Annotated in this window: 25 protein-coding genes; 21 read left to right on the top strand and 4 right to left on the bottom strand. The window is 63.6% G+C overall.

Annotated features, from left to right (window positions below):
- The first annotated feature begins 1 nt into the window (after position 1).
- The 17 genes from J2X38_RS21970 (at position 2) to J2X38_RS21890 (ending at position 16,137) form a co-directional block, all read left to right on the top strand.
- Positions 2 to 838 carry a DsbC family protein gene (locus tag J2X38_RS21970; protein ID WP_081997359.1) on the top strand — a complete coding sequence of 279 codons (837 nt, stop codon included), beginning with the start codon at positions 2 to 4 and terminating at the stop codon, positions 836 to 838.
- Positions 839 to 1,022: 184 nt separating this feature from the next.
- Complete coding sequence (locus tag J2X38_RS21965; protein ID WP_039575476.1) at positions 1,023 to 1,337, top strand: hypothetical protein; 315 nt, start codon at positions 1,023 to 1,025, stop codon at positions 1,335 to 1,337.
- A gap of 137 nt (positions 1,338 to 1,474) precedes the next feature.
- On the top strand, positions 1,475 to 1,741 hold the full coding sequence (locus J2X38_RS21960; protein WP_039575478.1) for a type IV conjugative transfer system protein TraL: 267 nt from the start codon (positions 1,475 to 1,477) through the stop codon (positions 1,739 to 1,741).
- A gap of 8 nt (positions 1,742 to 1,749) precedes the next feature.
- Positions 1,750 to 2,391 carry a TraE/TraK family type IV conjugative transfer system protein gene (locus tag J2X38_RS21955; RefSeq protein ID WP_039575480.1) on the top strand — a complete coding sequence of 214 codons (642 nt, stop codon included), beginning with the start codon at positions 1,750 to 1,752 and terminating at the stop codon, positions 2,389 to 2,391.
- The gene (locus J2X38_RS21950) at positions 2,375 to 3,139 is read left to right on the top strand and encodes a type-F conjugative transfer system secretin TraK (RefSeq protein WP_039575481.1); all 765 of its coding nucleotides are present in this window, start codon (positions 2,375 to 2,377) and stop codon (positions 3,137 to 3,139) included. Before J2X38_RS21955 ends, J2X38_RS21950 begins: the two co-directional genes overlap by 17 nt.
- On the top strand, positions 3,136 to 4,428 hold the full coding sequence (locus J2X38_RS21945; RefSeq protein WP_039575483.1) for a TraB/VirB10 family protein: 1,293 nt from the start codon (positions 3,136 to 3,138) through the stop codon (positions 4,426 to 4,428). Before J2X38_RS21950 ends, J2X38_RS21945 begins: the two co-directional genes overlap by 4 nt.
- A gap of 29 nt (positions 4,429 to 4,457) precedes the next feature.
- Positions 4,458 to 5,066: a TraV family lipoprotein gene (locus tag J2X38_RS21940; protein WP_039575484.1), complete on the top strand. Its 609-nt coding sequence runs from the start codon at positions 4,458 to 4,460 to the stop codon at positions 5,064 to 5,066.
- Positions 5,063 to 7,591, top strand: coding sequence for a TraC family protein (locus J2X38_RS21935; protein ID WP_039575485.1), 2,529 nt, complete (start codon positions 5,063 to 5,065; stop codon positions 7,589 to 7,591). The genes J2X38_RS21940 and J2X38_RS21935 overlap by 4 nt, the downstream gene beginning before the upstream one ends.
- Positions 7,592 to 7,623: 32 nt before the next feature.
- Complete coding sequence (locus tag J2X38_RS21930; RefSeq protein ID WP_310257451.1) at positions 7,624 to 7,920, top strand: hypothetical protein; 297 nt, start codon at positions 7,624 to 7,626, stop codon at positions 7,918 to 7,920.
- The gene (locus J2X38_RS21925) at positions 7,917 to 8,159 is read left to right on the top strand and encodes a hypothetical protein (protein WP_054724994.1); all 243 of its coding nucleotides are present in this window, start codon (positions 7,917 to 7,919) and stop codon (positions 8,157 to 8,159) included. Before J2X38_RS21930 ends, J2X38_RS21925 begins: the two co-directional genes overlap by 4 nt.
- Before the next feature lie 46 nt (positions 8,160 to 8,205).
- Positions 8,206 to 8,832 (top strand): conjugal transfer protein TraW, encoded by a 627-nt coding sequence (locus J2X38_RS21920; protein WP_039581035.1) that lies wholly within the window; start codon positions 8,206 to 8,208, stop codon positions 8,830 to 8,832.
- A gap of 525 nt (positions 8,833 to 9,357) precedes the next feature.
- The gene (locus J2X38_RS21915; protein ID WP_232014684.1) at positions 9,358 to 10,446 is read left to right on the top strand and encodes a TraU family protein; all 1,089 of its coding nucleotides are present in this window, start codon (positions 9,358 to 9,360) and stop codon (positions 10,444 to 10,446) included.
- A gap of 369 nt (positions 10,447 to 10,815) precedes the next feature.
- Positions 10,816 to 12,720, top strand: coding sequence for a hypothetical protein (locus J2X38_RS21910; protein ID WP_294048538.1), 1,905 nt, complete (start codon positions 10,816 to 10,818; stop codon positions 12,718 to 12,720).
- On the top strand, positions 12,717 to 13,826 hold the full coding sequence (gene traN, locus J2X38_RS21905) for a conjugal transfer protein TraN (protein WP_039575491.1): 1,110 nt from the start codon (positions 12,717 to 12,719) through the stop codon (positions 13,824 to 13,826). Before J2X38_RS21910 ends, traN begins: the two co-directional genes overlap by 4 nt.
- A complete protein-coding gene (locus J2X38_RS21900) occupies positions 13,798 to 14,691 on the top strand; it encodes a type-F conjugative transfer system pilin assembly protein TrbC (protein WP_039575495.1) in 894 nt (297 codons plus the stop codon). The genes traN and J2X38_RS21900 overlap by 29 nt, the downstream gene beginning before the upstream one ends.
- Positions 14,663 to 15,262 (top strand): S26 family signal peptidase, encoded by a 600-nt coding sequence (locus J2X38_RS21895; RefSeq protein ID WP_039575497.1) that lies wholly within the window; start codon positions 14,663 to 14,665, stop codon positions 15,260 to 15,262. Before J2X38_RS21900 ends, J2X38_RS21895 begins: the two co-directional genes overlap by 29 nt.
- On the top strand, positions 15,259 to 16,137 hold the full coding sequence (locus J2X38_RS21890) for a conjugal transfer protein TraF (protein WP_039575499.1): 879 nt from the start codon (positions 15,259 to 15,261) through the stop codon (positions 16,135 to 16,137). The genes J2X38_RS21895 and J2X38_RS21890 overlap by 4 nt, the downstream gene beginning before the upstream one ends.
- A 35-nt stretch (positions 16,138 to 16,172) precedes the next feature.
- Here J2X38_RS21890 and J2X38_RS21885 read toward each other — a convergent pair whose 3' ends face one another.
- Complete coding sequence (locus J2X38_RS21885) at positions 16,173 to 16,583, bottom strand: type II toxin-antitoxin system VapC family toxin (RefSeq protein ID WP_039575502.1); 411 nt, start codon at positions 16,581 to 16,583, stop codon at positions 16,173 to 16,175.
- The gene (locus J2X38_RS21880) at positions 16,580 to 16,831 is read right to left on the bottom strand and encodes an AbrB/MazE/SpoVT family DNA-binding domain-containing protein (protein WP_039575504.1); all 252 of its coding nucleotides are present in this window, start codon (positions 16,829 to 16,831) and stop codon (positions 16,580 to 16,582) included. The genes J2X38_RS21885 and J2X38_RS21880 overlap by 4 nt, the downstream gene beginning before the upstream one ends.
- A 94-nt stretch (positions 16,832 to 16,925) precedes the next feature.
- Between J2X38_RS21880 and J2X38_RS21875 the strand changes: the two genes are divergently transcribed.
- The 3 genes from J2X38_RS21875 to J2X38_RS21865 all read left to right on the top strand — a co-directional run bounded on the left by J2X38_RS21875 (position 16,926) and on the right by J2X38_RS21865 (position 18,645).
- Positions 16,926 to 17,456 (top strand): hypothetical protein, encoded by a 531-nt coding sequence (locus J2X38_RS21875; RefSeq protein WP_052208289.1) that lies wholly within the window; start codon positions 16,926 to 16,928, stop codon positions 17,454 to 17,456.
- Between the two features lie 192 nt (positions 17,457 to 17,648).
- Positions 17,649 to 17,924 carry a hypothetical protein gene (locus J2X38_RS21870; RefSeq protein ID WP_223181289.1) on the top strand — a complete coding sequence of 92 codons (276 nt, stop codon included), beginning with the start codon at positions 17,649 to 17,651 and terminating at the stop codon, positions 17,922 to 17,924.
- Positions 17,925 to 17,928: 4 nt separating this feature from the next.
- Positions 17,929 to 18,645, top strand: a complete 717-nt coding sequence (locus J2X38_RS21865) for a nucleotidyl transferase AbiEii/AbiGii toxin family protein (RefSeq protein ID WP_052208291.1) — start codon at positions 17,929 to 17,931, stop codon at positions 18,643 to 18,645.
- Positions 18,646 to 18,955: 310 nt separating this feature from the next.
- On the opposite strand, the gene J2X38_RS21860 is transcribed toward J2X38_RS21865, so the two are convergent.
- Positions 18,956 to 19,360 carry a PIN domain nuclease gene (locus J2X38_RS21860; protein WP_039575509.1) on the bottom strand — a complete coding sequence of 135 codons (405 nt, stop codon included), beginning with the start codon at positions 19,358 to 19,360 and terminating at the stop codon, positions 18,956 to 18,958.
- The gene (locus J2X38_RS21855) at positions 19,357 to 19,551 is read right to left on the bottom strand and encodes a type II toxin-antitoxin system VapB family antitoxin (RefSeq protein WP_039575512.1); all 195 of its coding nucleotides are present in this window, start codon (positions 19,549 to 19,551) and stop codon (positions 19,357 to 19,359) included. The genes J2X38_RS21860 and J2X38_RS21855 overlap by 4 nt, the downstream gene beginning before the upstream one ends.
- Before the next feature lie 304 nt (positions 19,552 to 19,855).
- Between J2X38_RS21855 and J2X38_RS21850 the strand changes: the two genes are divergently transcribed.
- A complete protein-coding gene (locus J2X38_RS21850) occupies positions 19,856 to 21,238 on the top strand; it encodes a conjugal transfer protein TraH (protein ID WP_228383646.1) in 1,383 nt (460 codons plus the stop codon).
- Position 21,239 lies beyond the last annotated feature (1 nt).

The raw sequence follows: 21,239 nt of genomic DNA, 5'->3' as shown, positions 1-21,239 counted from the left end.
CATGTCATGCGATTCCGCGAACGATCGTGCTGCGCCTCGATTCCGGTTATCGTCATTATCGGCGAACGGCCCCTTCAAGAAACCTGCCGTCTTACTGGCGGCGGCCGCACTTCTCGCCTCGCCGGTCGTTAGTGCACAAGAGAAGACGGAGAAGGTGTTGCTGGCAAAAGCCGCAGCGGAGGCGGAGCAGCAACTCAAGCAAACCTTCACAAATCTCCAGTTCGATGATTTCGAACCGGCGCCGGTGAAAGGCGCGATCTATCAAGCGAGTGCTGGCGGCCGGATCGTCTATTATGCGCCCGAGAGCGAGCATCTCTTGTTCGCGTCGATCTTCGACAAGAACGGCGTCAATCTGACAGCCCTCGCGCAGGAAGCCGGCATCTCCAACCGTCTGAAATCGATAGACTCCTCACAGGCGCTTGAAATCGGCCCCAAGGATGCGCCGACGGTGATCGAATTTACCGATCCCGACTGCCCCTATTGTCGCGCGCTTAATCGATATTGGGCAGCGAAGGCCGCCGAGGGAAAACCGGTCCGGCGTCTCATATTCTTCGTGAGCGGCATCCATCCGGAAGCCGCGGCAAAGTCCGAGCACATCCTGTGCTCAGTCGATAAGGCGGTAGCCTTTAAAGCCATCTATTCGGGTGCCGCCCCGACAGCGCTGCGAACCTGCGCTGAAGGCCGCGGAAAGGTCGAAGCTCACGCCAAAGTGGTCAGCGCCGCTGGCGTCAGCGGGACGCCGACCTTGATCGTGGGGGGCAAGCTCATCTCAGGATTTCAGCAGGCCGAGATCGAGGCATTCCTATCCTCGGCGAAGACCAACCGTGTTTCTCGCTGAATTCCATCTCTTCATGGCGGCTGCTCGGACGCAGAGAGCATCATCGCTCTCGGTCCCAACGCACCGGAATGCCGGCGGCGACGCCCCTTCGGGCCGTCCAGCACCGCCGTCGGCCGACAACGATCACCATCGATGCCGGCAGGCAGAGTTCAGGGCGGCCCAATGCCCAAGAAAGCAATCATCCATGGTCAAAAAACTTACCAGAACCGTACTTTCGGCCGCCGATGTCGGCGTACCGGTCCTGCTTCTGTCGCTCCTCGCGGCAAGCGTCCACGCCTTTACCGCGCCCGTGGCGGGGGATCTCGGCTACGACATCTACGACATTGTCGTGAACCAGGGTGTCAAAGGCCCGCTCGGCTTCGTCGGGGGTGTCGCCGCCTTCCTGTTCGGCGTGTCGCGACTGTTCAGCAATATCATGATCGGCATCCCGACGATCGTCGCTGCCGTCTGCCTCATCAAGGCGGACAGCATCCTTCAGACCTTCGGCATGGTGATCTGACGGCATCGGAACGTGGGCAAGCATTCGGGTTCCACGCTCGCCCACGTTCCGGTCACCGGGAGGAAGTGCTCCCGGACCCTCGTCCTCGCTTTCGATTTGCTTCGCTGGTGAGGACCGTAGCAGGAGGAGAAGGGTCGATGGACGAACGCTTGCCCCAATATCTGCACAAGCCGGTTCAGATCCTGTGGTTCGGATCGGACGAGTTCGTGTTGGTGGTCACCACCATCTTCGTCGCCGTCATCGTCGGCGGACTGGTCGGTTGGGCGTTCATCGCGGCCCTTCTCCTTTTCCTGCCATGGAAGCGCGCGCAGCCGCGCGGTTTCCTCGCCCATCTCGCATGGCGCTGGGGGATGCTTCACTTTCGCCATTATCCGGGTCCGACCCAAACCCGATTTTACGAGTGAGGCCGCAGATGTTCTCGCGTCATCGCAAACCCCGAAGCGCGCCGGTCGACCCGCTGCTCGGTAAACCCGCCAGCTTCGGGATCCATCGTTACATTCAGGGCTCATCGAACCTCTTCGAAGAGAACCGGCTGCTCAAGTTCGCGATCGTCGGGCTGTTCGGCATTACCGCGGTGCTTGGCGCGGTGATTTACAGCTCGGACCAGAAAGAGCGCACGGTGGTCGTGCCGTTCGGTTCGGGCGGCGATCTCTATGTGACCGGCTCGAAGCCATCGGCCGCCTATATCCGCACGATGACGCGCAATATCGTCGCGCTCGCCGGGACCTATTCGGCCTACTCGGCCGACCGGCAGTTCCAGGAACTGCTCTCGATCGTCCACCCATCGGCGTACAACAGCATGCGCGACAGCCTGAACAGCATATTGGACGATCTCGCGAACAATCCGACGCTGTCAATCGCGACCTACATCCGCCCCGACCAGCCCGTGCAGTGGACCGACCGCGACATCCTGGTGCCAATCGAGAAGGTTCGCGTGATCGGCGGCGTCATCCGCAAGTTCCGCGGCGATCTTCGCATTCGCTACGCCGTCGAAAATGGCCGCTTCTGGCTCGTCGCGCTCACCGAGGAGAAATTCGATGTCCAGCCTCGCTAGGCTCGCGGCGGCGCTGCCCGTTGCCGCGCTGCTGTTGCCCGCGCCCGCATCGGCGCAAGCCATCACCGTCCTTCCCGACCAGATGAGCACGATCCGCCTCTCAAACCGCGACGTCAATCATATCGTCTGCGTCGGCGGCGAGATCGAGGATGTGAAATTCTCGGCCGAAAAGGCGATCGCGGTCGAGCGGGCGGGCTCCGACGCATGGGTCAAGTTCCTCGTCAAGGAGGTCGACGACATGGGAATGGTAACGCGCAGCTATGTGACGACGCCCTCGGAGTTCTTCATCAACTGCAACGGCGCCATCTATCCGCTCTATGCCGAACCCGCGGAGATTCCCGCGCAAACGGTCACGCTTACGCCCGGACGGCCGCAGCTCGCGCGGGCGAACGAGGAACTGCTTGGTCCGCTCGTCGAAGAAGAGCGGGCGGTGTCGGTCACGCTGGCAATGCTTCAGGACCGCGTGCCGGCGAGCTTCACCGAGATAGCGCCGCGGTCGGGGACGATCACGATTGCCGCCATCCCTTCGGCGCAGCTGGTCGAGCGGCGCCGTCTCGCGATTGAAGGCTCCGGCCTTTCCGTCTCCGAGTATCGTCTCGCCAGCGATAGCGACGCCGTTCTCGAGGAACGGCAGTTCTTAGACCGCGCCCTCGGCACCGACATCTTCGCGGTCACGCTCGACCGACTGAGCCTCAAGGCGGGCGAAGACGCGCGGCTGATCGTGATCCGCCGGGAAGACGGCGAATGAACGACACGCCCGAACAAGAGCCGCTCGATCTCGGCGAGGTCGGCAAACCGCTTCCGCCCGAGGCCACTCGCGGCCCCGCTCTTCTCGCATTCAAGGACCGCTGGGCGACGCTGAGTTCGAAACAGAAGCTGCGCGCCAAGCAGTTGGGTGTCGCGGGCGTCGTCGCGATGCTCGGAACCGGTCTCTACACGGCGAGTACAGGCGGAGATGAGAAGGCGCCCGAGGCGCCAGCGGCGACCAAGCTCGACATGGGCGCCGGTCTGCGCGGCGACAGCCTCGAGACCAAGCTGCGAGGCGACCTGAAGAAGATCCTCGATGGCCAGACCTTGCTCGGCGACCGCGTCACCGCGATCGAGGAGGGCAAGGTCGTGCCCGGCAGCAAGCCAGGCGCACCTCCCGACGGCGACCCCGGGCTTCCCCCGGCTCTGCCGGGCGCGATACCAGATTATCCACCCGCGCCCGGCGATGCCGAAATCGCGACAGGCGAGATCCCGCCACCTCCTTCACCACCGGCGGCGCCCCCTGCTCCTCCTGCGCCCCCGGTTGAAAAGGCCGTCGGCGGGATCGGCACCGCGGTGACCGCTCTCGGGACAAGCGCCGCAGCCGACGGCAAGAATGCACAGTCTGGCGCTAAAAAAAAGACCCGGACGATCTATTTGCCGCCTGGTTTCATGAAAGCGCGGCTGCTGACCGGGATCGACGCGCTCGCGAGCCGCGATGCTACCTCGAACCCCGAACCGCTGATTGCGCGCGTCCAGGCGCCCGCCGTGCTGCCGAATGACGTCAAGGCCAATCTCTCGGGCTGCTTCGTCATCGGCAATGCAACGGGCAGCCTCGCCAAGGAGCGGGTCGAGGTCCAGCTCGTGTCGCTGTCCTGCGTCGATTTCGACGAACGCTCGGTGGTCGACCAGCCGATCAAGGGTTTCTTCGTCGACACCGACGGCAAGAAGGGGCTGTCGGGCAAGGTGGTAACGCGCGCCGGCGCGAGTCTCGCGCGCGCCTTCATCGCCGGCACGATCAGCGGGATCAGCCAGACGGTCGAGAACACGGTCGGTGACGTGTCGACATCGGCCTTGGGTTCGGTGCGGACGCTCGATGTCGGCGACGCCGCCAAGGTGGGGATCGCCGGCGGCCTCTCGAAGTCGTCCGACAAGCTCACCGACTTCTATCTCGATCTCGCGCGGCAGGCGGGACCTATCGTCGAAGTGGGCGCCGCCAAGGACGTCGTCGTCGTCATCCAGGAAGGCGTCACGCTCGAGATCAAGCCGACCGCCGGGAGCAAGTTCTGATGCCCCCGCCCATCCTCGGAGGAATATCGATGACCGATATGTCAAACCGGCGCCGCGCGCGCCTCTGCTCAGCCGCACTCTTGCTTGCCGGCGTCTTGCCACTCTCAGGGTGCGCAACGCTCGGCTCAGCGATGTCGCCGTACAGCGAAAAGTTCAGCTGCAAGAACGACGATCACGGCCAGTGCATCCATCCCGAGAAAGCCTATGAGGATGCGGCGGAGGGCCGGGCTTCGCGTTCGGACCCGGCGGTGACACGCGACAAGATATTGCTCAAGGCGAACCAGCGCGGCACCGCGCGCCGAGGACGCAGCGATGCTGATGCCTATGGTGATTACCGCGACAGCGTCTACCGGGAGCTTCAGGGGCTGATCGAGGCGCCCGAGACGCCGATGCTGCGGCCGGCGCAGGCGGTGCGAACACTGATCCTGCCCTATGCCGATCGGAACCGGCCCGACCGGCTCTACATGTCGCGCTTCGTCTATTCGGTGCTCGAGACCCCCTCCTGGGTCGTCGGCGGCTATCTCGTGCCGCTGGTCTCAGCCGCGGCGCGCGTGCCGGTGCTCGAGCAGATCCGCGAGGTGCCCGGAAGCGAACTGACGCCGCCGGTTGTGCCCGCGCGCGCGGAGCCGCGGCCATGAAGGCGCCCGGAACCGGCGGTGGTCTTACCTTCTCCGACCTGCACCGCGCCGTTGCGCGCGACCGCTATTCGGATTTCCTCCCGCTCGTCGCCTGGGTCGAGGAAGAGGAAGCCTTTCTCTGCATCGATGATGGCTGGGGCTATGCTTGGGAGTTGACCCCTGCCGCCTATATGTTCGCGCATGTTCACCAGGCGCTGCTCGGCCTGTTCAACGTCCAGTTTCCCGAGAACAGCGTCGTCCAGCTTATCAGCTTCGCCGACCCGCTGATTGCGCCAGCGCTCGACGCCTATCTCGACCTCAAGACCCGGCCAGATCCGCTGATCCAGGCATCGGCGCGCCGGACGCACGCTTATCTGAACGAAGGCCGGGACGGGCTTGGCGCGCTCCACGGCATTCCGGTGCGTGATTTCCGGACCTTCCTCGCTGTCAAAACGCGCGCCCCCATGCACAGCGACCTGCGCCGCCAGATCGAAGAGCAGCTTGCCAAGCTCGGCATTCGCCGCGTCGAGCCGCACGAAATGATCTCCTTCTATCGCCGTATCTTCAACGGCGTCTTCGAGGACGCTCCTGGCGTATTCGCCAGCGGTGCAGCCGGGCACCCCGCCCCGCCGATCCGCAAGCAGATCGTCGATGCCGGACCCGATCTCGCTTTCGACGGACCCGAAGTGTTCCTCGGGGGCCAGGTCGCACGCTGCCTGACGCCGAAAGCGCCGGCGAGGCGGGTTACCGCGGAACGCATGAACCGGCTGATGGGCGGGATGCGCGGGAGCGCCGAGGACAGCGACCAGATTGGCGGCCCCTTCCTCTATTGCCTCAACATCCTCTTCGACCATTCGCAGTTCGAAATTCACAAGCGCGCCCAGATATTGTCGGCGCAGAAAGCGGCGGGCAGCTTTGCGGTCGAGGTCGGCAAACAGATCGAGGAAATCGGCTGGGTGCTCGACGAGGCCGGCAACAGCCGTTTCGTCTCGGTCATGCCGACCGTCTGGGTGTTCGGCCGCGATTCCCATCACGCCCGCGAGATGGCCGCGCGCGCCAAGCGCCTCTGGGAAAGTGAACCGCTGCCCTGGATGGTGCAGGAAGAATCCTACCTCAATCCGATCTTGCTGACCGCGAGCCTGCCGTTCGGCCTTTATCCCGAGCGCCGAACGATCAAGATGCTCGAGCGCGATTTCCGGATGCCGGTGAAGGCGGCAGCGCTGATGGTGCCGATCCAGACCGACTTTCGCGGAGGCGGCCGCCCTGCCCTGCTCTATGTGGGCCGCAAGGGTCAGCTCGTCACACTCGACCTCTTCGATCCGCGCATCAACAATTATAATTTTGTGGTCGCGGCCGAAAGCGGCGCGGGCAAGAGTTTCCTCCTCAACGATCTCTGCCGGCAATATTATGCCCAGAACGCCCTCATCCGCATCATCGACATTGGCGGTTCCTACCGCAAGCTCTGCACCCTCTGCTCGGGTCGTTATATCGACGTCGGCGAGGAACGGCTGGTTCTGAACCCGTTCGACCTCGGGCTCGCGCTCGACGGCGAGGACAAGCATTCGGCGATCGCGATGGCGGTCGCGATCGTTGCCGAGATGGCGAACGCGGCGACGCGCAAAGGCGTTTCGACCTCAGAATGGAATCTCATCAAGTCGGCCGTCCAGTGGACGATCGATGGGGGCTATGCCGATGAAGGCATCGACTGGGTCCGCGCCTGGCTCGGTGCCTATCCGCAATTTGCCGCAGCCGATCTCGACCGTGTCGAGCATCTGAAGCCGGTCGCGCGCGAGCTCGCGTTCAATCTCAGGGATTTCGGCTCGGATGGCGCTTACGGGCACTTCTTCAACGGGCCGTCGACCTTCGACATCTCCGCCGACGAGTTCGTCGTCCTCGAGCTCGAGCGGCTGAAAGCCATGCCTGACCTGTTCAACGTCATCGTCATGGTGGTGGTAAATGCGGTGACGCAGGAGCTCTACCTCTCGGCGCGCGACCGGCCCCGCTTCGTGCTTTGTGACGAAGCAGCGCAGTTCATGACGAAAAGCGATGGTCAGGATCTGTCGCGGCTGGCTGAAGCCTTCGCACAAGGCTACCGCCGTGCCCGCAAATATCAGGGCAGCTTCGGCATCGTCCTCCAGTCTATGAACGACCTCACGCTGTTCGGCGGCACAGGCCAAGTCATCCTCGAGAATGCGGCGACGCGGTTCCTCCTGCAAGGCTCCACCTATGATCGTGCTGTCGAGAGCAAAATTCTTGACTATTCCGGGTTCGTCCTCGACCTCCTGAAATCGGTCCGCAACAACAAGCCGAACTATAGCGAGGTCTTCATCGACTCTCCGCTCGGGCTCGGGGTCGCGCGGCTTGTCGTCGATCCCTTCAGCTACTGGATCAACACCAGCGCGCCCGGCGAAGTCGCGGCGTTCGAAGCACTGATCCGGGCCGGGCGATCGCCGCTCGAGGCTGTGTGCGAGCTCGCCGACGTCGATCCCCGCGAGATATTGGGCGATCGCCGCGACTTGCCGCGAGCATCGGAGCCAGCGGCATGAAGCGGCCTTCGCTCCATCCCGACGAGCTAGCGATGCAGCTCGACGCCATGTTGCCCGCCGATCGGGCGCTGTTCGACGCGGCCGTTGCGGCAGTGGCCGAGCGGCAGGCACTGGGTTGGCGGTTCCGGCTCGTCATGATCGAATCCGTCATGATGGCTGGCCTCGTTCTCATCGCCGGACTGCTGGTTGACCAGCCGACGTCGCTGTTTACGCAGGCGTCGGTGACGGTCGGAATCGCTTGCTTCGCAAGCGGGCTGCTCCTGATCTGGCTCTCGTCCGTGACGAGCGGTCTGATGCTCCGGTGGCGCGGTCATCGGCGGACACGATGAACGGCCTCCTCTCCCACGCTCCTTCGCCCATCGCGGTCAGGTTGGCCGTCGGTGGCCTGATGCTCGGCCAGGCGCAAGCCCTCATCCTCTTCGCCGCGCCCGGCCCAATCGCGAACTCGCCGCGATCGCTCATCGTCGTGCTGAGCCTTCTCTCGTTGGTTTCACTTGTCGGTGCGATCATCGGTGTTGGCAGCTCCGATCCGCGAGAAAGATGGAGGAGATATCGTCGTGGAACATGATCGCGGTAGCATTCGAGTGGCCGCCTGGCAGTTTGGCACCTCGTTGATGCTCGTGTTTGGGGCATTCGTCATCGCCGCCACGGCGCGTGGACAGACCGCGGCGGTCGGGCGCACCTGGGCGATCGCTGAACCCGATGCCCTTTCTGAAATCGAGGCGCGCGTTGCGCAGCAGCCGAAAAGCATCGCGGGTCGTTTCGGTCCGCGTGAGAAGTGGAGCGCAATGCAGTCAGCCGCACTCGGCGTTGCGCGCGCGAACAGGAAACGAAGCGTCGTGCCGTTCCACACGCTCGATTTTGAGGTCCGGTTGGACGACGGCAAACTGCTCTATCCCAAAGGCTACACCTTCAACCCCCTCACCTATGTGTCGATGCCGCAGCGCCTGATCGTGGTTCATTCGCGCGACCTGAACTGGGCGCTTGGCCACGCGCGGGCGAGCGACTGGATATTGCTCGCCGGGGGCGGCCCGGAGGTGACCGACCCGATCGCACTCGGAGAGAAGGTTGCGCGCCCGCTGTTCATTCTCGAAGAGCGCGTGAAGGAGCGGCTCGATCTTCGCGTTGCGCCGGTCATAGTCGCGCAGGTCGGACAAAAGCTCGAGGTCAGCGAGTTCGCGCTTGAACGAAAAGGCCCGGCTCCCGCGAGCCAAATCCTACGCTCGGCGAGCACGCCGTAATTTCGCCAGCTCTTTTTTGGCGCCTTCATCCAATCGCAAATCCGGTCATCCGCCTATTCGGACGCCGCGACCCAGGGGAGCTCTACTCGGAAACGAAGACAGAGTTCTTCATCTTGACGCCCGCCTGGCTTCGGCTGGACGGGCGTCTTTTTTTACTTCGATGAAGTTCGCAAGATTCCGCAGGGTCCCATTTGGCCCGATCGTCGACTTCGTTGATGCCTGGAGGAACTCGCTTCGCAAGAAGCGAGCTTTGGTGCCTTCCCTTCGCCATGGTCTGGTCCGCAAGGACGCGACGGGACCGCGAGCAGACATCTGATCGGCAAATCCAACCTCAGCGTCACGGAAGCCGGCCCCGCACCGCTGATAGCGGCAACGATGTGCCCATCCGCGGCATATCCTTTCCCATCTGGTTGCGACGAGCATGTCGGCGGGTCCATCTCCGCTTCGGGCAGGCCAATCGCCCATACAGAGCGCCGAAGCCTCATCCAACCTTTTCAGCGCCCTACCTGGCGGAACGGAGAAGTCATGCCAGCTTGCCGACACTTGCGCGCGACTTCCGCATCGGGGAGCAGCGGCGCCAGGCGCCAAGTCGAGCCGAAGAAGACGCGCCGGTCCTTTCGCTGGGCGGTACCCGTCGGGCTCGGCGCAGTTCTCGCTTTCATCCCCGCTCCAGCGCAAGCATCCAAATGTCCGAGCGACACGATCTTCAACCCGATCACCAAGGTGCGTTGGAACTGCATCTTCCCCATCACCATCGGCGGCGTGCGCGCCGGCAGCTACGACAAGCTCGACAAGGCGCTCGACGCACAATCGGCGTCGAAACCGCTGTGTGCGTGCCGCAAAGGTGCAACCTTCTGGTTCGGTGTCAAGGTCAGTTTCTGGACTCCGAACCGGATGATCGACGTGGTGACCGAACCCGGCTGCATGATGGCGCTCGGCACGGACATCATGGCGACCGGCGGCAAGCTCCAGGGCAGCCAGTCGTCGATTTCGGACGGCACGAACACGACGAAGTTGTTCGCGCAGATGCACTATTATGTCGCGCCGGTCTGGAAGATGCTCGACATGTTCAGCGATCTTCCGTGCCTCGAGGATGACGGTTTCGACGTCGCGCTGATGACCGAGGTGATGCCGACCTGGCAGTCGGGGACGCTGGGAGCGATCATCCAGCCCGAAGGCATCCTGTTCGGCAATCCCGCGGCCGGCCTTGCCTGCATGTCCGACAGCGCCGCGGCGGCAGCGGGCAAGGTCATCGACCCGCTCTTCTGGTGCATGGGCAGTTGGGGAAGCACCTATCCTGTCGCCGGCGACATTCACATGGGCGACCGCGTCGAAGCCTGGGCGGGGCTGGCAGCGCGCGGCACGTTCATGATGGGCCGGCTCGGCGCGCTGACCATCCATTCGGCGGACGGCTGCTCGTTCAAGCCGCAGCCGATCTGGACCAAGAGCCGATACAAACTCCAGCTCATGGAGCCGGTGAAGGGCGGCAAGTGCGTCAACATCGGCCGTCCCGGCGCGCTCTGGACCTCCGGCAAACACGCGCCGGGCAAGGACAACGCCCAGTTCATGCTCTTCGAGAAAGCGATCTGCTGTGCCGGCATTTCGACGCCCTGACCCGGCACTCCCCGATCGTCTCGTGCGCAGCCCGGAATCGGCCCGGTCTGCCCGCCACAGCCCCGGTGGCTGCCGGCAGGCGCGCGAGGCGGGAGCGGCGCCCTGCCCCCTCTCGGGCGCCGCTCCACCTGCAGACGATACGGGTAAATTGCCATCGCCACAAGCGAGACCGGCCCTGATCCCGCCGTGTCCTCGGGTAAAAGCGGTGCTCACGGTGTTCGACGGCCAGGCCGTCTATCGGCACCTCTCGCCCGGATCCGATGACTTCCGGGCGGGAGACCTGTTTCGGCTCGCGCATGGATCGCGCACTGTGGACGGTGATCGTTCGTGAAGCGCTCGGTTTCTCTCCTGTTGCTGCCGATGGCGGCAATGGCTTCCGCCAGCACACTGGCGCAGTCAGTCGAGGACCGCGCGCGCGCAGCCGCGGAAGCTTCTCGCGCGAAGTCCTCGACCAGCAAGGCGATCCAGGAGAATTACCTCACCCCCGGCCTCAGCGGACAGCCGATCGCGACGGTCGATCGCAGCCAGAGCTTTACGCCGAGTCTCGCCTGCCAGAAAACATCGAGCCTCCTCGAAATCCTGATCCAGCCTGACGGCACGGGCGACATCAACACCGTCCGCATCGCCCGCGACACCGATCTCGACGGCAGCTTCGACCGCGTGTCCACCTTGCCCGTGCCCGTCTCGGGCATCTGCGCCAACGGCGTCATCGCTTGCCAGCCCGGAAGCTGGAACGCGTGCAACTATCATCGTTGGAACGTCGATGTCTCGGGCGACCTGGGGCTCGCCGCCGCCGAAATGGCCGAACTCGCGGGCTGCTATTGCATCAACAATAGCTGCGGCGCGAATCTCGTGATGGACAATCTGCCGTCGGTGCTCAAGGATCTCGGCGGCGGCGCGATCGGCGCACTCACGAGCCACGATCCCCGCGTCGGCGTGGCCGAGGCGCGCATCAACGGCCCGCTGATCCAGTATGTCGGAGCGCAATCAACCGCCTGCACGGCTTTGCCGGACCTTCCGCAAACAGCCTATCGCGGCCGTCCGACTTCGATCCTCGGCGACGCCGCGGCGACCGCAGCCGGAAGCTCGCTGTTCCAGAGCCTCAAGGGATCGCCCGCCGGCATCGGCAAGGCCGAACAGGTCCGCGCCTGCACGATCGAACGCGACGTCACACTGCGGCCGCTCGCGTATGAGGATATCGTCTCCGCGACGGGCGTCATCTATTCGGTTCAGGGCTGCGGCGAAGGCTGCCGACGCTTTCGCATCATCGGAGATGGCAATTGCAGTAGCGCGCCGCCGATCTTCACCGCGCGCTTCGAAGTCAGCGACCCCGCGAAGCTCCTGTCGGCGCGGATCGTCGAGATGGGCGCCGACGACTGGGTCCAGGGCCGCATCAACGGCCGCGTCGTCGGCTCCGCGGGGCCGCGTCCGTGGCTGACGACAGGATTGCCTTCAGGCGACTGCCGCACCGATGGCGGCGCGGCGCGCAATTACACCTCCTATGATTTTACCACCGACCTGCGGGCGGGGCCGACGACGGTGTCGGCACGCGTGCGCGGCGGCGGCGGCGGTGCGCCTCTCACGACCGAATGGGGACTGGTCGACGTCGAGATTCGCGTTTCGGACGCATGCGAACCGAGCGACCGGCTCGTCGACCAGTGCGCAGATATTGGCGCCAATCAAAAGTGCCGCCTCGACAGCGAGAGCGTCGATGGCGTCCAGACGTTTCTGAACGGCGTCGGCACCGGCCTTCGCCCCCTCCCGCGGTCGCGCCAGTTCGGCACGGGCAGTTGCACCGCTACCCTTACCCGCGACTTTTTCCTGCGCCAGCGGACCTATAAATGCGCGATCGACACCGGCGCGATGCCCGAACCCGACCTGTCGCGCGGCGCCTATATCATCGATCGTTCGACCGAGACGCTGCTCGCCGACCGCGTTCGGACGGCCGACGGCGGCAGCGCCGCGTCTACGCGCGCCTTCGCGCTTCCCGATCGCGGCTCGGTTCCAGCTTGCGAGGCGGTCTGCAAGACGCGCTCTGCGAAAGCCAATACCGACGCGGCGCCTGCGGGCGTCGTCGGCGCGCAGCAGACCAGCCCGACCGGCTTCGACACCTTCTATCACGCCTGCTCACCGGGCAATGTCTGTCCCGCCGGTCCCGGCGAGACCATCGTCACGCCCTGCGGCTGCCTTGATACCTTTCCCGAGGCGGTGGTCATGATGCAAACGGTTAGGCTCGCTGGCGCCGATCTCGCCTGCACGGCGACAGCGCGATGATGGGCCGCTTTCTCTTCTGGCCGTCGCGCCTCGCGCTGATCCTGTTCGGCATCGTCGCCTTCGCGCTCGCCGTTTACGCGTCGGCAGCGCAGGCGCAGCAGATTTGCGCGGTCGACCTCAATGGCAATGGTGACGCCGACGACGCGGGCGAGACCGCTAGCTGCGTCGGGATGCAAGGTGGTAGCTGGCAGTGCCCGATCGAACGGGCATCGTGCGCGCCCGAGCCCGGCGGCGCGTCGTCCTGCCCGCTTGGTTCGCAATATGCGTGCGAGACGCTGGCGAGCGGCGGCGTGCCGAGTTGCTCGCCGAACGCCTGCATCGATACCGCGGCAAACCCGATCGAGGATGAACCCGTCGTCGACGATCCGGGCGCGCCCGCCGACGGCGAAGTCGACACCGACGGCAATTGTCTCGGGAACATCGAGATATTCGGCGGCCGCGCGCTGCGCTGCCGCCCAGCGGGCCTCAAGACAACCTTTTCCAACTGCTGCAAGGACAAGGGTAAGATCGTCAAGGACGGAATGGGCTCGTCGATCGCGTCGACGCAGACGAAGATCGCGATCGCCAAGGGCGTGTTCACCGGAGCCCAAGCCGCCTATGCCGCCTTCCAGGCGGGCGCGACGGCAAGCCAGGCGGCGAGCGCGGGCGCCAATGCGATCATTGTCGGCATCGATCCGACCTCGATCGCGATCAGCCTCGCGGTCAACGTCATGATCGAGTTCCTCCTCTCCTCCTGCGACCAGCAGGACATGGAGACGGGCATGCTACGCGGCTCGGGCATGTGCGTCGAGGTCGGCTCCTATTGCTCGTCGAAGATCCTCGGCATCTGCGTCCAGAAGTCGCGCAGCCATTGCTGCTTCAATACCAAGCTCGGCCGCATCATCCAGGAACAGGGCCGCCCGCAGCTGAAGTCGTTCGCGGATGGCTGGGGACCGGTGAAGACGCCGAACTGCCGCGGGTTCACGCCCGAAGAGTTCCAAGCGCTCGACTTCAGCCGAATGGACCTCTCCGAATATTATTCGGAAGTTCAGGCCCGCGCGCAGGCCGACATCCAGTCAGACATGAAGGATCGTATCGATGCCTATATGCAGGCCATCGGCCGCTAGGCGCCGCGCCGTACTCGCGGTGGCGCTCGCCGACGTAGCCGGCATCGCCGGCCTTGCCGCAGCGCAAATATCGCCGGGCATCGACGACAACCCGTCGGCGCGCGAGAAGGTAGAACGCGAGGGCGAAGCGGCGATGGACCGGCTGAAGGGCGCGGTGTCGCGCCGCAAAGCCCAACAGCAAAACGGCCCATCTGACCTGCCGAAGCCGAGCGAGGTCGAACGCCGGCGCGCCTTCGAGGCGATGCGCGACCGTGCCAAGTCGCCAGCGATGGAAGCCCGCGCCCGCGATGCGCTTGAGACCGGCAAAGACCGCTTCGCCGCAGAGCGCGAGGCGATGGCGAAGCGGCTCGGCCAGGCACTCGGGCTCGAAGCGCCCGAGATCAAGGCCGTCGCCGATGCCGGTCCGGCGCCGGCGGCGAAAGGCTGGGTGCCTGTGCTGTTCGTCTCCTCGTCGATGCCGACGTCAACGCTGCGCACCTATGCAGCGCAGCTCGAGAAGGCACGCGGTGTCCTCGCGTTCCGCGGCATGCCGGGCGGGATGGCCAAGGTCGCGCCGATGGCGAAGCTCACCGCCGAGATTCTCCGCCTCGATCCCGGCTGCGAGGGACCGGCATGCGTGATGCGCGACGTGCAGGTGATCGTCGACCCGCTGGTCTTTCGCCAGCACGGCGTCACCCGCGTGCCCGCGCTCGCCATGATCCCGGGCGATCCGGTGCTCCCCTATTGCGAGCGCGAAGACGAAAGCCCGCGCGCTGCGCACGTCGCCTATGGCGATGCCGCGCTTTCTGGCTTGCTCGAGGAAATTGCCCGCCTCGGCGGAAAAGAGGAGGTGCGCGATGCTCAGTCTCGCCTGGAAGGCCGGTAAGCATCTGGCGATCGGTTTGAAGGGACTGCCGCGGCGCGCAGCCGTTGCGCTCGGCAGTCCGGGGCTCGGCGAACCCGCACGCCCCGACCGGCTCTGGAAGGCGACGGCGCTCCTCGTGCCCCTCGCGCTGCTGACCTGGTGGGCGATCCCGCAAGCCATTCTCGTCATGTCACCGTCGATCGACGCCTTGGCGGTGCGCGCGGCGCCGGGGCCGATCGCCAAGGGCGACCTCGTCCTGTTCATGCTCTCACATCCGCTGGCCGGCTCCGAGCCCGTCAAGGTGACCAAGCGCGCGCTCTGCATGCCGGGCGAACGGATATCGCTGATCGAAAAGCCATCTTCGATGGAGCCCGATGCCATGGATGGCTGGTATTATTGCGACGGCGTGCTGCTCGGCGTGACCAAGCCTTATGGCCGGGGTGGCCAGCGGCTCGACTATTGGCGGCCCGATCACGGGCTGATCCCGCCGGGATTGATCTATGTCGGCTCGCTGCACCCGAGCGGGTTCGACAGCCGCTATTACGGACCGGTGCCGATCGCGCGCCTCACCCGCATGGAGAAGCTGCTGTGATCCGCCCTGCCCTCCTCGCGGCGCTCATCACGGCCTTCCCCGCCGCCGCGCAGCCGACCTCACCCACCCGCGAACCGAAGCAGGGCTATTGGTGGTATCAGGCACCGCCGCCGGTCGAAGATGCGGATGCCGAGCCCGACGCGCTGATGAAGCCGGCGATACCGCCGATGGCGGAACTGGCGACATGGACGCCGCCCAAAATCCGCAAGCTGATCGAGCAGCAACGCGACTATGCCGCGACCGTGCTCACCGTCGACGCGGTCGCGGACTTCTGGCGGCTGCAGGACTTCGCGCGGCGCAAGGCACGTGCGTTCGCAGGCGTGACTCAGATCGCCTTGCTCCAGAACCCCGAACTCAATGCCAAGTCCGCCAACCCGATCGTCGGCGACGCGCGCGCGGCGATGGGTGCCGAGAAGGAAGCGGTTCGCCGCCGGTATCTCCGCGCCCACGCAGGCCAGTTCGCGCTCGTCATGTTCTCGCGGAATTCCTGTGGCTATTGCCGGGTGCAATGGCCGATCCTCGAACGGTTCCGCGAGGAGACGGGCTGGCAGGTCACACAGATGGATCTCGAGCGCCGTCCCGAACTCGGCCAGCGCTTCGGCGTCGAGATCACGCCGACGACGATGGTGATCCGCCGCGACAGCTCGGCAAGGATGGTGATCGCGTCGGGTGTCGAATCCTATCCCAATCTCGCGCAGACCACATACCAGGCCGTGCGGCTGATGCTCGGCGACATCCGCCCCGAGCAGTTCCTGACCGGCGCGGGCGAGGAAGATGGTTTCTTCGATGCGCTCGGCAACGGGCCGGTATCGGCGACCGATCCGCGCGCACTCGGCGGCGATTTGGTGGGCGCAAGCATGGAGCCGCGTCGATGACAGCGTCTATTGCCGCGCAGCGCCGCGCAGTCGGATCAAGCTTTCGATTGATCGGGGTTCATCGCAGCTTGCCCATGCTTTGCCAGAAGGCCAACAGCGCCTCGATCGAAGCTCACGAAGGTCTCGCCTCCCAGCCATTGGCCATCGTGGGCGATGACCCCATCAGCGAAGTCTCCACCTTGCTCCAGTATTGCAAGCCCCGCTTCAACAGCCTGTCGGTCCGCTGCGACATTGCCGGCGTCGATAAGCAATCTGACCGATGCAGCGACCCTTGCCGCCTCATAGCGATACACTTTCCTGAGCACCCAGCAGAACTCGCACAAGGCCGGAAGCGTCACAGCAATAAGTTCTGCTTCCTTCAGGAGCTTTTTTGCCAAGGGGCTTTGAACGGGATCGTCCAGCGTTGCGGATCGGACGAGGATATTGGTGTCGGCAGTAATTTTCACAGCTGTCCGGCCCAGCCCTTTTCAATGGCCTCATTCATCTCCTCGATCGAGATGGGCCGCTGGCCTTCCCGCTTGAGTGACCCGAAGAAATCCTCAATCTTTCCGGAAGGCCTGATGGCCCGAATCTTGATTTCACCGCCGGGGAGTTTGTCAAAGCTGATCTTGTCGCCTGGATGGACGCCGAGATGCCTGAGCAATTCCTTCCGCAGCGTGACCTGCCCTTTCGCGGTAATGGTAACAGCGTTCATGTGGCGAGTCCTTTCAATAGCACAAGGTAAGAGCAAATCCCCTTACCTGCAAGGCGAGTTCAGTATGTTGGCGCGATGTGCAAGCGCGCTGAGCATGAGCATCCTAGTCATTTCGCCCGGCATGGCGCAGACTGTCAGCCGCGAGGATGCAGCGCGCGCCGCGATCCATCCGGTCGGAACAACTGCGGCGATGAACCACTGGCTCTCGCGCGTTCCGGTGACGCGCGCTTTCCCGCCGGACTTTACCGAGGAACTGCGCGGACGCAGTTCGGCCTTCGTCGTCGAGATGAGCACCGCGCCCGGCTGCGTTCCCTGCGCCGATCTCTGGACCAAGCTCGGAAGTCTGGGAAGGCGATATGGCTGGCAGGTCCGCGCCATTTCCGCGCAGGAAGCGATGCTGCGATCGGGCCGGCTCGGCTTGCCCTGGATCGGGCATCCGGTCGCATGGGTGCGTCCGATGAACGATACGAACCGGATCATTCCAATCGCCGTCGGGACCGATCATGCGCCCAATTTAGCGCGCAACCTCTATCTCGCCGCGAAGATGCTGACGGGCGTTCGCCCAGCGGTAGGCGTCCGCGCACTCTCGAAATTCACTGGAATCGTTGGGGGCCCGTCGCGATAAGCCGGACGGAACTTTCTTAGCTCTGGCGCGGAATCTGCTTGAAACATCAAAGCCATGATGCATGCTTCATAAGCTGAATCTGGTCTTGTCATTATTGCCTCGCGTCGGGCGTAGGACGCGACCTGAGCGAGATTCTTGTTTTGATAACCGCTCGCGACTATATGAAAACAACGATCCAAACAGGATCGTGTTATGAGTGGAATGATGGCAAACGCTGTAACTCAAGTGCTGACGACGGTGAACGCCCCTTATGGGGCGGCCGTTTCCGCACATCAGCTTGCTGCCATGATCGTCGACTTGAAGAGCGCGATTGACTGCAACGCGCCGGTTTTCGCTTTCTTCTCCGAAGTGCCGCTGAACGTCCAGGAACAGTTCATGGCAGCGATGGGCGTAGACGCAAGTCAAGCGAGCCAAGTCGCCGATAAAATCTCCGAACTTTCGGGCTACACGCTACCGCTGGCGGCCTGACGCCGTGTCTGCAAAGCGGCCGAGCGAATGGCCGGTCCTTTTCAATCTCGCCGTAGATATTCTTGACCATTTCAGGAAGGCGAACGGCTTCGCGCCTCAGTGGAGCTTCGGCGGCGGAACCGCACTGATGCTGCAGATCGATCATCGTGAAAGTCACGACATCGACCTGTTTCTGGACGATCCACAAATCCTCCCATTTCTCAATCCGGAAACGCAAGGCATCAAACTCGATCACGCTCCTGACAGCTATCAGGCAGGCACCGATATGCTGAAGCTTGCTTATCACGATCTGGGCGAAATTGATTTCATCTGCTGCGACAGCATCATTCCAGATCCAACACGAGCGCACGACGTTCAAGGTCACGCCATCGCGCTTGAAACGCCAGCGGAAATCATCGCTAAAAAGGTCTTCTATCGCGGTTGGAGTTTCCAGCCGCGCGATATGTTCGACCTTGCAGCGGTCGCCGAGCATTTTGGACCCGACTATGTAGTCGGGGCTATTGAGCATTGCGGCCGCGCGAGGTGCGAAACGGCTCTGGCAGTCATCAACAAAACGAATCCCGCCTATGTTGAAGGGATTATTGGCCAGCTCATGCTTCGCGAAAAGACGCGCAATCTCGTTGCCCACTCCCGAGAAATCAGTCGAGACCTGATCGGACGAGCTTCAGCGAAACAGCCTATCCTGAATCCGGATACCCGGCCGCATGAGTCCGACCGGTGAACGATACGAACCGGATCATTCCGATTGCCGTTGGCACCGAATCATGCGCCCAATATCGCGCGCAATTTATATCTCGCCGTAAAGATACTGACCGGCATGCGCCCTGCAAGCCGGGGTCCGGGCGTTTTCGAAATTCACGGGAATTGTTGCTCAGGGGCCGGGCATCTCATTGCAGCGCCGAACGAAGCCATAATTTCGATCGAATGCCGGTTCGAGACTCCCTTCAAGGCGACGAGGCCAAGTTGGCCGATCACTTATCCTTGCAAATCTGGAGCCACGGTCCAGATTTGCAAGGATAAGTGATCACACATCAACGTGCGCTCGACATGGCCGACGCCAGTCCGAGATGCTCCACAAAGGGTTCAAAATCGCGATCACTATAGAGCAGTGACAATCCATCCTCGATGCATCGCGTGGCGATCAGCGTATCGATTGTCTTGCGAACGGTAATCCTCTTTCCGCGCAGGGTCTGAAAGTTTCGGGCCGCCTGGATTGCGACGTCACGACCTCCGATATCGATCTGGTCGAGAGACCCCATCAATCTTAGCGCGACGTTGAAGGCGCGATCGCTGGTAAAACCTTGCAGAACCTCGGCCAGAATGATGTCGCCGGTCAGCAGCGGTTCCGCGCCAAGCAACGCGTCCAACCTCTCCGTCTGCGGTGTGGCATCGCCCCGGAAGTAATTGATCCAGACGCTGGAATCGACGAGGATCACCCGTCGGTTCTCATGGCGTCAAGATCGCCCGCCCAGGTGAGCTTGCCCCGGAACCTTCGAATCTCGTCCTGTTTGCGAAGCCGAAGCAACGTCCGCAAGCCGAGTTCAACGGCCTCGCGCTTCGTCTTGAGACCCGTCGCGCGAAGAGCTTCGTTCATAAGATTATCATCGATGACGATGTTGGTCCGCATGATGTGTATCCTTTTCTTAGATCATACACATACGATCCTTTGAAAGCGTTTGCAATCCATCACGGCATCTTGCCGACCCTGAAACATGGGACGAGGCGATGATCGACATGGCAGTGGCCCATTTCGCGTGGGACATATTAGCGGAAGGACCTTGCCTCTGAGAGGCGCGTACGTGCCTCTGTCCTTGTCGCGAGAGGTCAACACAAGCGACCATGAGTGGGTTCAGCCTGCCACATCCCGCCCCTGAGAAAGAACGCTGATGTCCTCGCTTGGCGGCCGCCGCGCCATTATGATCGCCCTCATCATGTCAACCTGCGGAGCCGGCGCGCCGGGAGCCTATGCCCAAAGCTGGGCCGAACACTGGTTCGACAATGTGACCTACACGTCGCCCGGTAGTTTCGAGGACCAGGCGCGCGGTTATGTGACCGCGGGCGGCTTCTCGGGCCGCGTCGACGTCCACCACGACTATCTGACGAGCGTGACGCTGCCCAAGGTGCGCGCGGGCTGCGGTGGCATCGACATGTTCCTCGGCGGCATGTCGTTTCTCGATCCCGACTATCTCGTCCAGAAGCTCGAGAGCATCCTGCAGGCCGCGCCCGCCGTCGCCTTCCAGTATCTCCTCGAAACCCTTGACGAGAAGATGGGCAACATCATCTCGAAAATGGAAGCCGCGACCAACTTCCTGAACTCGATCCAGGTCAACGACTGCCGTCTCGCGAACCGCATGGTGCAGATTGCGAAGGGCGACGACAATATGTCGGGGATCATCGAGGAGATGACCGGCTACCGCTCGATCAAGCAGGGCTATGCCAAAAGCTATCAGCAGAGCCGCGAGAAGATCGAGGCGAACAACAACAACCCGACCGAGGATCTGAAGGAGGCGCTCGCCAACTGCCCGCGCGAGGTCACCGACATCTTCCGCACCGGCTCACTGCTCGCGCATGCCGCGGCGCGCGTCGGTGCAGGCGAATGGACCAACGTCATGCGCGCGCGGGTCGGCGATGTTTACATGCGCTGGGATCAGGCCGACAAGGTGCCGCTCTTCTCGGCCATCCCTGCCTGCCCGCGCCAGGATACCGAGGCCGTCGAGGATTTCCTGACCGGGCGGGTACCGGCCCGATCGCTCAACCTGCCGCCGACGGGCGCGGACTGCAGGGTCGACGGGCCGGGCCGCGGCGCGCTCGTCCTCGCGCGCGAACGGATGCAGGCGATCGCCACCAAGATCCGCACCCGCACCGCACTGACGGCCGAAGAACGGCAGTTCGTTGCCAATGTGAAGACCCTCCCCATCTACCGCATGCTCGAATGGGGCGTGCGCGAAGGCGTCGAGGACGCGGTGATTGGCGATACCGACGAGCTGGTCGCGCTGACCCTCGCCTACCAGATGCTCAACGACCTCACCCGCAGCATCGACTTCGCGCTGTCCAATGCCGAACGCGGAACGTCGGTCGCCGGTGCCGCCGACGCCGGCAACGCAAATATCTGTCAGACGCGCATCCTTACCAAAGGCATCGAGCAGCTCCGCGATCTCCGCGAAGAAGTGCTGCGGCAGCGCGCGCAGATGCGCCAGTCCTATATGGCGTCGCTGAACCAGGCGAACCTATCGGCAAATTACGCCGGGCTCGTTCGCCAGCGCGACCGCGACGCGCGCGACGCCGCCGGCGCCGCCGCCAACCGCAATCGCTGAC

The organism is Sphingopyxis sp. BE235, assembly GCF_031457175.1.
Taxonomy (GTDB): domain Bacteria; phylum Pseudomonadota; class Alphaproteobacteria; order Sphingomonadales; family Sphingomonadaceae; genus Sphingopyxis.
The sequence above is the reverse complement of the archived record's forward strand: the minus strand, read 5'-3'. Positions and strand labels throughout refer to the sequence as shown.